At 71.2% G+C, this 13,522-nt stretch carries 10 protein-coding genes; 6 read left to right on the forward strand and 4 right to left on the reverse strand.

Features of this window, described 5'->3' with window-relative positions:
* The first annotated feature begins 47 nt into the window (after positions 1 to 47).
* The 5 genes from ACFWJX_RS02670 (at position 48) to ACFWJX_RS02690 (ending at position 5,555) form a co-directional block, all read left to right on the forward strand.
* Positions 48 to 806: an EboA domain-containing protein gene (locus ACFWJX_RS02670; RefSeq protein ID WP_383235700.1), complete on the forward strand. Its 759-nt coding sequence runs from the start codon at positions 48 to 50 to the stop codon at positions 804 to 806.
* A complete protein-coding gene (locus ACFWJX_RS02675) occupies positions 806 to 1,654 on the forward strand; it encodes a TatD family hydrolase (protein ID WP_383235703.1) in 849 nt (282 codons plus the stop codon). The genes ACFWJX_RS02670 and ACFWJX_RS02675 overlap by 1 nt, the downstream gene beginning before the upstream one ends.
* A 3-nt stretch (positions 1,655 to 1,657) precedes the next feature.
* Positions 1,658 to 2,827, forward strand: a complete 1,170-nt coding sequence (eboE, locus tag ACFWJX_RS02680) for a metabolite traffic protein EboE (protein ID WP_383235705.1) — start codon at positions 1,658 to 1,660, stop codon at positions 2,825 to 2,827.
* The gene (locus tag ACFWJX_RS02685; protein WP_383235708.1) at positions 2,824 to 4,260 is read left to right on the forward strand and encodes an alkaline phosphatase family protein; all 1,437 of its coding nucleotides are present in this window, start codon (positions 2,824 to 2,826) and stop codon (positions 4,258 to 4,260) included. Before eboE ends, ACFWJX_RS02685 begins: the two co-directional genes overlap by 4 nt.
* A gap of 101 nt (positions 4,261 to 4,361) precedes the next feature.
* Complete coding sequence (locus tag ACFWJX_RS02690) at positions 4,362 to 5,555, forward strand: sugar phosphate isomerase/epimerase family protein (protein WP_383235711.1); 1,194 nt, start codon at positions 4,362 to 4,364, stop codon at positions 5,553 to 5,555.
* A 74-nt stretch (positions 5,556 to 5,629) separates the two neighbouring features.
* On the opposite strand, the gene ACFWJX_RS02695 is transcribed toward ACFWJX_RS02690, so the two are convergent.
* The 4 genes from ACFWJX_RS02695 to ACFWJX_RS02710 all read right to left on the reverse strand — a co-directional run bounded on the left by ACFWJX_RS02695 (position 5,630) and on the right by ACFWJX_RS02710 (position 12,213).
* Positions 5,630 to 7,018 (reverse strand): OFA family MFS transporter, encoded by a 1,389-nt coding sequence (locus tag ACFWJX_RS02695; protein WP_383235714.1) that lies wholly within the window; start codon positions 7,016 to 7,018, stop codon positions 5,630 to 5,632.
* A gap of 121 nt (positions 7,019 to 7,139) precedes the next feature.
* Positions 7,140 to 9,284 (reverse strand): acetate--CoA ligase family protein, encoded by a 2,145-nt coding sequence (locus ACFWJX_RS02700; protein ID WP_383235717.1) that lies wholly within the window; start codon positions 9,282 to 9,284, stop codon positions 7,140 to 7,142.
* Between the two features lie 4 nt (positions 9,285 to 9,288).
* On the reverse strand, positions 9,289 to 10,518 hold the full coding sequence (gene frc / locus ACFWJX_RS02705) for a formyl-CoA transferase (RefSeq protein ID WP_383235719.1): 1,230 nt from the start codon (positions 10,516 to 10,518) through the stop codon (positions 9,289 to 9,291).
* Between the two features lie 12 nt (positions 10,519 to 10,530).
* Entirely contained in the window at positions 10,531 to 12,213 is a 1,683-nt protein-coding gene (locus ACFWJX_RS02710) for a thiamine pyrophosphate-binding protein (RefSeq protein WP_383235722.1), read from the reverse strand.
* A 176-nt stretch (positions 12,214 to 12,389) separates the two neighbouring features.
* On the opposite strand from ACFWJX_RS02710, the gene sucC reads away from it, so the two are divergent.
* The gene (gene sucC, locus ACFWJX_RS02715) at positions 12,390 to 13,520 is read left to right on the forward strand and encodes an ADP-forming succinate--CoA ligase subunit beta (RefSeq protein WP_383235938.1); all 1,131 of its coding nucleotides are present in this window, start codon (positions 12,390 to 12,392) and stop codon (positions 13,518 to 13,520) included.
* Positions 13,521 to 13,522 lie beyond the last annotated feature (2 nt).

Below are 13,522 nucleotides of genomic sequence, written 5' to 3' on the forward strand. Positions count from 1 at the left end.
TCCGCCCCGCCCGGCGAGCCCTCCGCCACCCAGGAAGGGAGCACCCCATGACCCACCGCCACACCACCCCGGCGCCGTCACCCGGGGGCACCACCCCTGCCCCCGGCAGCACGCCTTCCGCCCCGGCCCTCACCCCCCTCGACGTCCTCCACGACCGCCTGGCATCCCAACTGCCCGAACCGGCCCGCGCCTGGTTCCGCCAGGCACTCGACGAGGCCGCCGCCCATCCCGGCACCCACGGCCCGATCTCCGTGTGGGAGCTGCGGCTCGCCGAGGCCGGCCGCCGGTGCGGCGGCCGGCACGCGGACGCCGCCCGGCTGCTCATCCTGCGCGCCGCCCGCGCCGACCCGGGAGCCCTCGGCCGGGTGTACTTCCAGGGCACCGCCGACGAACGCCGGGCCGTGCTGCTCGCCCTGCCGCACCTCGTGCCCGGCCCGGACGCCCTGCCGCTGGTGGAGGACGCCCTGCGCACCAACGACACCCGGCTCCTGGCGGCCGCCGTCGGTCCCTACGCCGCCCGCCACCTCGACGCCCACGCCTGGCGCCACGCCGTCCTGAAGTGCCTGTTCACCGGCGTGCCCGTCGACGCGGTGGCGGACCTGGCGGACCGGGCCCGCGCCGACACCGAACTCGCCCGCATGCTCGGCGACTACGCCGCCGAGCGCACGGCCGCGGACCGTCCCGTGCCCCGGGACCTGCACCGCGTCCTCGCCCTGACCGACTCGGCCGGCCCCGCCGGTCCCGTGCCCCCGCCGCACGGGACGCACCCCCACGGCACGGGCCACCCCCACGGCAAGGAGTCCTGATGCGCATCTTCGACCCCCACATCCACATGACCTCCCGGACCACCGACGACTACGAGGCCATGTACGCCGCCGGTGTCCGCGCCGTCGTCGAACCCTCCTTCTGGCTCGGCCAGCCCCGCACCTCGCCCGCCTCCTTCCTCGACTACTTCGACTCCCTCCTCGGCTGGGAACCCTTCCGGGCCGCCCAGTACGGCATCGCCCACCACTGCACCCTCGCTCTCAACCCCAAGGAGGCGAACGACCCGCGCTGCGTCCCCGTCCTCGACGAACTGCCCCGGTATCTCGTCAAGGACCACGTCGTGGCCGTCGGCGAGATCGGCTACGACTCGATGACCCCCGCGGAGGACACCGCCCTCGCCGCCCAGCTCCAGCTCGCCGCCGGCCACGGGCTGCCCGCGCTGGTGCACACCCCGCACCGCGACAAGCTCGCCGGGCTGCGCCGCACCCTCGACGTCGTCCGCGAGTCCGCGCTGCCCGAGGAGCACGTCCTGATCGACCATCTCAACGAGACCACCGTGAGGGAGGCCAGGGACAGCGGCTGCTGGCTGGGCTTCTCGGTGTATCCGGACACCAAGATGGACGAGCGCCGGATGGTCGGGATCCTGCGCGCGTACGGGCCGGAGCGGGTCCTGGTGAACTCCGCCGCCGACTGGGGCCGCAGCGATCCCCTGAAGACCCGCGGCGTGGCCGACCTGATGCTGGAGGAGGGCTTCACCGAGGACGACGTCGACCGGGTCCTGTGGCGCAACCCGGTCGCCTTCTACGGCCTCAGCGGCCGGCTGAACGTCGAGGTGACCGCGCCCGACACCACCCACGAGGGCAACTCCGTGCTGCGCGGCGGGGAGTGAGCGATGCGCTTCCGCCACCCCGACGGCACCACCGTCCATCTCGCCTACTGCACCAACGTGCACCCCGCCGAGACCCTCGACGGCGTGCTCGCGCAACTGCGCGACCACTGCGAGCCCGTCCGCCGCCGCCTGGGCCGCGACCGGCTCGGCATCGGCCTGTGGCTCGCCAAGGACGCCGCGCGGGCCCTCGACACCGACCCGGCCGCCCTGCGCGCCCTGCGCGCCGAACTCGACCGGCGGGGCCTGGAGGTCGTCACCCTCAACGGCTTCCCCTACGAGGGATTCGGCGCCGAGCAGGTCAAGTACCGCGTGTACAAGCCCGACTGGGCCGACCCCGAGCGCCTCGAGCACACCACGGCCCTGGCCCGCGTCCTCACCGGTCTCCTCCCCGACGACCTCACCGAGGGCAGCATCTCCACCCTGCCCCTGGGCTGGCGCACCACCTGGACCGCCGCCCGCGCCGACGTCGCGCACGCCGCCCTGCTCACCCTCGCCGAACGCCTGGACGCCCTCGCGGACCTGACCGGCCGCTCGGTCCGGGTCGGCCTCGAACCGGAGCCCGGCTGCATCGTCGAGACCACCGGCGACGCCCTCGCCCCGCTCACCGCCGTCGGCCACCCCCGCATCGGCGTATGCGTCGACACCTGCCACCTCGCCACCTCCTTCGAAGACCCGCACACCGCCCTGGACGCGCTCGCCGCCGCCCACGTCCCCGTCGTCAAATCCCAGCTGTCGGCCGCCCTGCACGCCGAACACCCCCGCCTCCCCTCCGTCCGCGAGGCCCTCGCCGCCTTCGACGAACCCCGCTTCCTGCACCAGACCCGCGCTGTCGACAGCACCGGCCGGCACGGCACCGACGACCTCGGGCAGGCCCTCGCCGGCGACGCCCTGCCCGACACCTCGCCCTGGCGCTCCCACTTCCACGTACCGCTGCACGCGGCCCCCGCCGCGCCCCTCACCTCCACGCTCCCCGTCCTGAAGGACGCCCTGACCCGCCTCGTCGGCGGACCGCACCCGCTCACCCGCCATCTCGAGGTCGAGACCTACACCTGGCAGGCCCTCCCGCCCGAGCTGCGCCCCCGCGGCAGGACCCAGCTCGCCGACGGCATCGCCGCCGAACTCGCTCTGGCCCGCGACCTGTTGACCGACCTCGGACTGAAGGAGCTGCCATGACCTCTGCCACCCCGGAGGCCAGCGCGACGGCCACCCCGGAGGCCGCCGCGGTCCCGGAACGTCCCGTCCCCCTCCTGGTCCTCGACGTCGTCGGTCTCACCCCCCGTCTCCTCGACCACATGCCCCACCTCAAGTCCCTCGCCCAGGCCGGCTCCTCGGCGCCGCTCGGCACCGTGCTGCCCGCCGTCACCTGTGCCGCCCAGTCCACCTTCCTCACCGGCACACACCCGTCCGAGCACGGCATCGTCGGCAACGGCTGGTACTTCCGTGAACTCGGAGACGTCCTGCTGTGGCGCCAGCACAACGGTCTCGTCGCCGGGGACAAGCTGTGGGACGCCGCCCGCCGGGCCTGTCCCGGCTACACGGTCGCCAACATCTGCTGGTGGTACGCCATGGGCGCCGACACCGACTTCACCGTCACCCCCCGTCCGGTCTACTACGCCGACGGCCGCAAGGAGCCCGACTGCTACACCCGGCCACCGGCGCTGCACGACGAACTCACCGACGAACTCGGCACCTTCCCCCTCTTCCACTTCTGGGGACCGGGTGCGGACCTGGTCTCCAGCCGCTGGATCATCGACGCCACCCGGCACATCCTGCGCACCCGCCGGCCCGACCTGGCCCTGTGCTACCTCCCTCACCTCGACTACGATCTGCAGCGCTTCGGCCCCGACGACCCACGCTCCCTGCGGGCGGCCGCCGACCTCGACGCCGCCATGGCCCCGCTGCTGGACGAGGCACGCGCGCAGGGCCGTACCGTCGTCGCGCTGTCCGAGTACGGCATCACCCCGGTGAGCCGGCCCGTCGACATCAACCGCGCCCTGCGCCGTGCCGGACTGCTCGAGGTGCACACCCAGGACGGCATGGAGTACCTCGACCCGACGGCGTCCCGTGCCTTCGCGGTCGCGGACCACCAGATCGCCCACGTCTATGTGCGCCGCCCCGAGGACCTGGACGCCACCCGGGCCGCCCTCGCCGACCTGCCCGGCATCGCCGAACTCCTCGACGACGAGGGGAAGAAGGCGCACCACCTCGACCACCCGCGCTCCGGCGAACTCGTCGCCGTCGCCGAGCCGGACGCCTGGTTCACGTACTACTACTGGCTCGACGACGCCCGCGCACCCGACTTCGCGCAGCTCGTCGAGATCCACCGCAAACCCGGCTACGACCCGGTCGAGCTGTTCATGGACCCGCTCGACCCCTATGTGAAGGTCAAGGCGGCCACCGCCCTGGCCCGCAAGAAGCTCGGCATGCGCTATCGCATGGCGGTCGTGCCCCTCGATCCGTCACCTGTTCGGGGCAGCCACGGCCGCCCACCCGCGAGCGACGACGACGGTCCGCTCCTCATCTGCTCCACCCCCCGCGCCGTCGGTGACCGAGTCGCGGCCACCGATGTCAAGCAACTCCTGCTCCGTCTCGCCGGACTCGACTGACATCCGGCCGCCGAGATCGAGCCGCTTTCAGTGAAGCACGCACCACTGACAACGGGCCGTCCCGCATCTCCGGGGCGGACCACGACAGAAGGCAGGCACCCGTGACCCCGCACTCCGACACGCCCCGCACCGACGCCACCGAGGGCCCCGAGGAGGCCTTGCGCCGCAGCCTCGGCGTCGGCCGCCGCCGCTTCCTCAGCACCTGCACCGCCGTCGCCGGCGCGGCGATCGCCGCCCCCGTCCTCGGCGCCTCACCGGCCTTCGCCCAGGACCGGGACAGAACCCACGGCCACGGCGACCACGGACACGGCGGTGACGTGCTCGTGCCGGCCCACAGGCGCGGCATCATCCTCTACACCGTCCGCGACGCGATCGGCCGCGACCCGCTCGCCACCGACCTGCCCTCGGGCTTCCGCGAGGTCTTCGGGCAACTGGCGCGCTTCGGCTACCGCCAGGTCGAGTTCGCCGGCTACGGCCAGCACGCCAACGCGCCCGGCGGCGCCGCGCTGGAGTCCGTCGAGGGCGCCAGGCAGCTACGGCGCTGGCTGGACGAGTACGGCCTGCGCGCCCAGGGCAACCACGGCTTCATACCGCCCTCCTGGCCGCTGACCACCGCCGACCTGGACACCTTCAAGAAGCACCTGGAGATCGCCAACATCCTGGGCATGGACCACATGGGAACGGGCGGCGACCCCACCAACAGCTCCTACCGGACCGACTGGGACGTCGCCGCCGACAAGTGGAACGCCCTGGGGAAGATCGCCCACCGCGAGGGCATCAAGCTCTACACCCACAACCACGACGCCGCCTACGGCTTCCTCCTCGACGGCGGCCCGCTGGACGACCTGGGCCGGCCCACCCGCAGCTCCGGAATCCGCAAGCTGGAGTACTTCCTGAAGGCCACCGACCCGAAGTACGTCTGGCTGGAGATGGACATCTTCTGGGCGCACGTGGCCCGGTACAAGTTCCACACCTACACCGCGCACGACGGTGCCGCCCGGGAGAAGGTCTTCGACCCGGCCGGTCTCGTCGCCCGCCACAACAAGCGCTACCCGCTGTTCCACGCCAAGGACGGCACGGTCAACACCACCAACGGACAGGGCTACGACATGGTGCCCTTCGGGACGGGCGTCATCGACTACGCCACGTTCTTCTCCCGGGTCGGGGAGCGCAATTACCACAACCCGATGGTGGAGCAGGACAACGCGCCCAGCTCGACCGATCCCGGGCAGTCCCTCCGGCATGCCAGGACCGGCTACGACAACCTCGCGGCGCTGCGCAGGCGGCGCCGCTGACCGCACCCGCACACCGGGCGGCCCTCCCCGCACCTCGCGGGAAGGGCCGCCCGGTTCGCTCCGTCCAGGTCACGTCACGCCGTCTCCTCACCGAGCGGGTGCGGGTTGGGGACGACGTTCCGGGGCTTCGGCCGGTCCGGAGCCTTCAGGAAGAGCGCCAGGACCGCGGAGGCCAGCCCGACGGACCCCGCGATGACGAACGCCCCCTCGTAGTCCCACGCGGCGACCACGACCGCGCCCATCCCCGAGCCGACCAGGCCCGAGATCAGCTTCGAGCTGTAGACCATCCCGTAGTTGGAGGCGTTGTTGTTCTCGCCGAAGTAGTCCGCCGTCATGGCCGCGAACAGCGGGAAGATCGCGCCGCCGCCGAAGCCGGAGACCATGGAGCAGAACAGGAAGAACGGCATGCTGCCCATCTGGCCGGAGACCAGCACCCCGAACTGGGCGGTCCCCAGCACCAGGCACACGATGATCAGTGTGTGGCGGCGGCCGAACCTGTCGGAGATCCAGCCGATCACGCCGCGTCCGGTGCCGTTGACGATGGCCTTCAGCGACATCGCCGTGGCGACGATCCCGCCCGCGAAGCCCATGTCCTTGCCGAACGGCACCTGGAAGGCGATGCCGAAGATGTTGATGCCGGCGGTGCACAGCAGACAGAACCACATCATCCACAGGACGGGTGTGCGGGCGGCCTCCTTGGGGGAGTACTGCTTGGCCGCCGGCGGGTTCTTCTCCAGTGCCCGGCGGATCTTCGGGTCGTCGGTCTGCCGCAGCGGGTCGACGTTCGCGGGCCACCAGTTCTTCGGCGGGTCCTTGAAGAACCAGCCGGCGAAGGCGACGACCGAGCAGCAGACCACGCCCACCATCACCAGGACGACCTCGTAGTTGCTCAGGTCCATGTACGAGGTGAACAGGAACACGAAGGGCACCGAGCCGTAGGCGAAACCGCCGTTGACCATGCCGGTCTTGCCGCCCTTGCGTTCCGGATACCACTTGCCGACCATGTTCACGCAGGTCGCGTAGACGAGGCCGGCGCCGATGCCGCTGAACATGCCGAACCCGATGTAGGCGACGATCACGTGCGGCGCGAACGCCAGCGAGAGATAGCCGCAGATCGTGCCCACCGCGCCGAGCATCATCGCGTAGCGCGCGGGGAGCCTTCCGCTCTCGCGCAGCTGCCCGGCGGGGAAGGCCACGGCGGCCTGGAAGAAGACCCAGACCCCCATCAGCCAGAAGATGTGCCCGCTGTCCCACAGGTGGGCCTCGTGCAGGGTGTCCTCGGCGGAGGTGAACGCGTACTCGGAGGAGCTGATGCCCATCATGCCGATCCACGGGAAGAGCACCATGGTCCAGCGTGGTCGCCCCATGATGTCCCGGTCGGTCTCGCCGATCCGGTACAAGCGGCCGTTGCGGTCCGTCACCTCCCGGTACGGGAGGGACGTGGAGAAGTCGGTGGCTGTCATGTGTGTCGTACCCCTTGCGTCGAAAGATCTGGCCAGCGCCCCCTGTCCCATGCCTTTCGTGCGCGCGCGGGTCCCGGAGCCGGCCGACGCGCACCGTCGGCCGGCCCCGCGCCGGGTCACCTCATGAACGGCCCCCCAGCAACCCGGCCGCCCGCGCCCAGCGGTACTTCGCGCCGAGCACCTCCACCGGCCTCTCGGTCGTGTACGGGTAGGCGACGACCCCCCGCTCGTACAGGTACTGGCAGGCCTCCTCGACCTCCACGTCACCGGCGAGCGAGGCCACCACGGGCTTCTCGATGCCGCGCGCGCGGAACTCGGCCACCACGCGCGCGGTGAGTTCCGCGAACACCATCGGGGGAGTGACGATGGTGTGCCAGTAGCCGAGGACGAGCGCGTGGATGCGCGGGTCCTCCAGGCCGAGACGGATCGTCGCCTCGTACGTCGACGGCGGTTCGCCCCCGGTGATGTCGACGGGGTTGCCGGCCGCGCCGAACGGCGGGATGAACTCCCGGAAGGAGGCGTCCAGGTCGGGCGGGATCTCCATCAGCGTCAGGCCGTTGTCGGTCACCGCGTCCGACAGGAGCACGCCGCTGCCGCCGGCCCCCGTGATGATCACGATGTTGTCGCCCTTGGGGGTGGGAAGGACCGGCAACGCGCGCGCGTACTCGAGCATTTCGTTCAGCCCGGGGGCCCGGATCACCCCGGCCTGGCGCAGGATGTCGTCGTACACGGCGTCGTCGCCCGCGAGGGCGCCCGTGTGCGAGCCGGCGGCCCTGGCACCGGCCGCCGTGCGTCCCGCCTTGAGCACGACGACGGGCTTCCTCGGTACGGTCGCCCGTGCGGCCTCGACGAAGGCGCGCCCGTCCTTGAGGTCCTCCAGGTGCATCGCGATGCACCGGGTGTGCGGGTCCTCGCCGAACCAGGTCAGCAGGTCGTCCTCGTCCAGGTCGGACTTGTTGCCGAGCCCCACGATCGCCGACACGCCCGTCTTCGTGGTCCGGGCGAATCCCAGGATGGCCATGCCGATGCCACCGGACTGCGAGGTCAGCGCGACCCCGCCCTTGACGTCGTACGGCGTGCAGAACGTGGCGCACAGGTCCTGCCAGGTCGAGTAGTAGCCGTAGATGTTCGGCCCGAGCAGCCGGACGCCGTGCCGCTCGGCGATGGCCACGATCTCGTCCTGGAGCGCGTGCTCGCCGGTCTCCGCGAAGCCGGAAGGGATGAGCACGGCGTTGGGGATCCTCTTGCGTCCCACCTCCTCCAGGGCCGAGGCCACGAACTTGGCGGGGATCGCGAAGACCGCCACATCCACCTCGCCGGGAACGTCGGTGACACTCTTGTACGCCTTGCGGCCGAGGATGTCATCGGCCCGGGGATTCACCGGATGGATGTCCCCGGCGAAACCGCCGTCGATCAGGTTGCGCATCACCGAGTTGCCGATCTTGCCCTGCTCGTTGGAGGCGCCGATCACGGCGACGGAGACGGGCTCCATGAGCCGTCGCATCGAGGTGAGGATCTCCGCGCGCGTGTAGCGCCGGCGTTCCTTCACGGGCGTGTCGGACAGGATCACGCGGATGTCCGCGGCGACCGCGCCCTCCGGGGTGGCGATCACCGGGTTGAGGTCCACCTCGGCGATCTCCGGGAAGTCGGCGACCAGTTGGGACACCCGGCGGATCTGCTCGGCGACGGCCCACCGGTCCACCGCCGCCTGTCCGCGCACCCCGCGCAGGATCTCCGCCGCCCGGATCGAGTCGAGCATCGACAGCGCCTCGTCGGCGTCCACGGGTGCCAGCCGGAAGGTGACGTCCTTGAGCACCTCCACCAGCACCCCGCCGAGCCCGAACGCCACGACCTTGCCGAACGTCGGATCGGTGACCGCGCCGACGATGACCTCCTGCCCCTTCGGCAGCAGCTCCTGTATCTGTACGCCCGTGATGCGCGCGTCGGCGTCGTAGGCACGCGCGTTGGCGACGATCTCGTGGAACGCGGCCCGTACGTCCGCCGCGCCCTCGACGCCGACGACCACTCCGCCGGCGTCGGTCTTGTGCAGGATGTCCGGCGAGACGATCTTCATCACGACCGGTCCGGCGAAACGCGCCGCGTACGCCACGGCCTCGTCGACGTCGGCCGCCAGTTCCTCGCCCGGTACGGCGATCCCGTAGGCGTCCGCGACCACCTTGCCCTCGGGCGCGGTCAGCGCGGTCCGGCCCTCGGCGCGCACCGCGTCGAGCAGCGCGCGCACTCTCGGTGTGCGGTCCTCGGCCATCACGTCAGATCACCCCGTTCGACTTGAGCAGGCGCAGTTCCTCGTCGCCGAGGCCGAGTTCGCCCACGTAGACCTCCGCGTTGTGCTGGCCGAGCAGCGGGGAGCCGGTCACCTCGACGGGGGAGTCGGAGAGCTTGAGGGGGCTGCCGACGGTCACGAACTCGCCGCGCTCGGGGTGCGGTACGCGGACCACCATCTCGTTGGCGACCAGCGACTCGTCCTCGATGATCTCCTTGGTGGACAGGATCGGGCCGCACGGGATGTTGTGCGAGTTGAGCCGCTCCAGCACCTCCCACTTGGGCAGGGTCGAGGACCACTCCTCGATCAGCTGGAACATCTTGCCCAGCTTGGGCAGCCGGGCCGCGGGCGTCGCCCACTCGGGGTCGTCGGCCAGCTCGGGCCGGCCGATCAGCTCGCTCATCGGCCGCCAGCCGACGGGCTGCACGATGACGTAGACGTAGTCGTTCGGGCCGCCCGGCGCGCACTTGACGGCCCAGCCGGGCTGGCCGCCGCCGGACGCGTTTCCGGAGCGGGGAACCTCGTCGCCGAAGTCGTCGTTGGGATATTCGGCGAGCGGTCCGTGTGCCAGGCGTTGCTGGTCCCGCAGCTTCACCCGGCACAGGTTGAGCACGGCGTGCTGCATGGCCACGTTGACCCGCTGCCCGCGCCCGGTGTTCTCGCGCTGGTACAGCGCCGCGAGAATCCCGGCCACCGCGTGCACGCCCGTCCCCGAGTCCCCGATCTGGGCCCCCGTCGCCAGCGGCGGCCCGTCCTCGAAACCGGTGGTCGACATCGACCCGCCCATGGCCTGGGCGACGACCTCGTACGCCTTGAAGTTGGTGTACGGGCCGTCCCCGAACCCCTTGATGGAGGCATAGACGATCCGCGGATTGATCTCCTGGATGCGGTCCCAGGTGAAGCCCATCCGGTCGACCGCGCCCGGACCGAAGTTCTCGACCATGACGTCGGAGCGCCGGATCAGCTCGGTGAGGATCTCCTTGCCGCGCTCGGTCTTGGTGTTGAGGGTGATGCTCCGCTTGTTGCAGTTGAGCATCGTGAAGTAGAGGGAGTCGACGTCCGGGAGATCGCGCAACTGCGTGCGCGTGATGTCACCGGAGGGCGCCTCCAGCTTGACGACGTCGGCGCCGAGCCAGGCGAGCAGCTGGGTCGCCGAGGGCCCGGACTGGACGTGCGTCATGTCCAGGACGCGGATGCCTTCGAGTGCCTTGGTCATGACCGGCGCTCCTCACTTGTACATGGTCTGGTTCATGGTTCCGGGGGCGTACGCGTCGGGGTCGACCCAGACGTTGATCAGCGAGGGCTTCCCGGACTCGCGGGCGCGCCGGAGCGCCGGGCCGATGTCGGCGGGGTCGCGGACCTCCTCGCCGTGACCGCCGAGCATCTGGGCGAACTTGTCGTAGTGGACGTCGCCGAGGGTGTTGCCGATCCGCTCGCGCTCCTTGCCGTACTTGGCGGCCTGGCCGTAGCGGATCTGGTTCATGGAGGAGTTGTTGCCGACGATGCCGACGAAGGGCAGGTCGTAACGGACGAGGGTCTCGAAGTCCCAGCCGGTGAGGGAGAACGCGCCGTCGCCGAAGAGGGCGACGACCTCCTTGTCGGGCCGCGCCTGCTTGGCGGCGAGGACGAAGGGCACGCCGACGCCGAGGGTGCCGAGCGGGCCCGGGTCCATCCAGTGGCCCGGCGACTTGGGCTGCACGACCTGTCCGGAGAAGGTGACGATGTCGCCGCCGTCGCCGATGTAGATGGAGTCCTCGGTGAGGAAGTCGTTGATCTCGCTGACGAGGCGGTAGGGGTGGATGGGTGAGGCGTCCGAGCGCAGTTGCGGAAGCCGTTTCTCCAGGGCGCTCTGCTCGGCGGCGCGCAGCTCGTCGAGCCACTCCTTGCGCTGGGACGCGCCCCCGTTGAGGCGCCCCGAGGCGGCCTCGGTCACCGACTTCAGCACCAGGCCGGCGTCGCCGACGATGCCGAGGTCGATGTCCCGGTTCTTGCCGACGGTCCGGTAGTCGAGGTCGATCTGCACGACGGTCGCGTCCGGGGACAGCCGTTTCCCGTAGCCCATGCGGAAGTCGAAGGGCGTGCCGACGATGACGATGACGTCGGCGTTCGAGAAGGCGTAACGGCGTGAGAGCTGGAAGTGGTGCGGGTCGCCCGGCGGGAGGGTGCCGCGGCCGGCGCCGTTCATGTAGGCCGGGATGTTCAGGGTGCGGACCAGTTCGACGGCCGCCTCCGTACCGCGGGTGGTCCACACCTGGCTGCCCAGCAGGATGGCGGGCTTGGAGGCGTGGGTGAGGAGGTCGGCGAGCCTCTCGACGGCGTCGGGGTCGCCGGCCGAGCGGGTCGAGGCACGGTAGGCGCCGGCCTGCGGCACCCGGGCCTTCGTGACAGGCACCTTGGCGTCGAGGACGTCGCGCGGGATCTCCAGGAAGGAGGGGCCGGGCGCGCCGTGGTAGCACTCGCGGAACGCCATGGAGACCATGTCCGCGGCGCGTGCGGTGTCGGGCACGGTCGCCGAGAACTTGGTGATCGGCGCCATCATGTCGACGTGCGGCAGGTCCTGGAGGGACCCCATCTTGTGCTGGCTCAGGGCGCCCTGACCACCGATCAGCAGCATCGGGGACTCGGCGCGGAAGGCGTTGGCGACACCGGTGACGGCGTCGGTGGTGCCGGGGCCGGCCGTGACGACCGCACAGCCGGGCTTGCCGGTGATGCGGGCGTAACCGTCGGCGGCGTGGGCGGCGACCTGCTCGTGGCGGACGTCGACGACTTCTATGCCCTCGTCGACGCAGCCGTCGTAGATGTCGATGATGTGGCCGCCGCACAGGGTGTAGATGCGCTCGACGCCCTCGGCTTTGAGTGCCTTGGCAACGAGATGACCACCGGAAATGGCGTCCTGGGTGTCGTCGGGCATGGCGAAGTCCCGTCCCTTCGTAGGGGGGTGGAAAGCTCTCGCGGTACATTGCATACAGTCGACGAATACTGTATGAAGCTTGTTATCCCGCATCCGGTGGGTGGTGTCCAGGGGGCGTGCGGCACTTTCAGTCATCGGAGTTCGGCCTCGCGATGACTTCGCAGACGGGAGCCGAGATGGACCTGTACGAACACCAGGCAAGGGAACTCTTCGAGGAACACGGCATCGCGGTGCCGCGGGCCGAGGTGACCGACTCACCCAAGGAGGCACGCGAGATCGCCCGCAGGCTGGGCGGCCGCGCCGTCGTGAAGGCGCAGGTCAAGACGGGCGGGCGCGGCAAGGCGGGCGGCGTCAAGCTCGCCGCGGACCCCGCCGCCGCCGAACTGACCGCCCGGCAGATCCTCGGCATGGACATCAAGGGCCACACGGTGGGCACCGTGATGCTGGCCCAGCCGGTCGACATCGAGAGCGAGTTCTACGTCTCCTACGTCCTCGACCGCGCGGCCGGCCGCTTCCTGGCCATGGCCTCCGCCGAGGGCGGCACGGAGATCGAGGAGGTCGCCGCCCGTCGCCCGGACGCCGTCGCCCGTATCCCCATCGACCCGGCCCGGGGCGTCACCTCGGCGAAGGCGGGCGAGATCGTCGCCGCGGCCGGTCTGCCGGCGCAGGCCGTCGACATCCTGGTCCGGCTCTGGCAGGTGCTGGTCCGCGAGGACGCCCTCCTCGTCGAGGTCAACCCGCTCGTGCGCACCCGGCAGGGCCGGCTGATCGCCCTCGACGGCAAGGTCACCCTCGACGACAACGCCTCCTTCCGGCAGGCCCGCTGGGGCGGGGCCGCCGCCGGGCACGGCGACCCGCTGGAGGAGGCGGCCGCCGCGAAGGGCCTCAACTACGTGAAGCTGGACGGCGAGGTCGGCATCATCGGCAACGGCGCGGGCCTGGTCATGTCGACGCTCGACGTGGTCGCCGGCTGTGGCGCCCGCCCCGCCAACTTCCTCGACATCGGCGGGGGAGCATCGGCCGGCGTCATGGCCGACGGACTCGCGGTCGTCCTGTCCGACCCGGCCGTGAAGTCGGTCTTCGTCAACGTCTTCGGCGGAATCACCGCCTGCGACGCGGTCGCCGAGGGCATCGTGCGCGCCCTGGACACCGTACGGCTGACCAAGCCGCTCGTCGTCCGGCTCGACGGCAACAACGCCGCCCGGGGCCGGGCGATCCTCGACGAGTACCGGCATCCCCTGGTCGAACAGGCCACCACCATGGACGGCGCCGCCCGCCGCGCCGCCCGACTCGCCACCGCAGCCTGAGG

It is taken from the genome of Streptomyces sp. NPDC058335 (assembly GCF_042723915.1).
Lineage (GTDB): Bacteria > Actinomycetota > Actinomycetes > Streptomycetales > Streptomycetaceae > Streptomyces.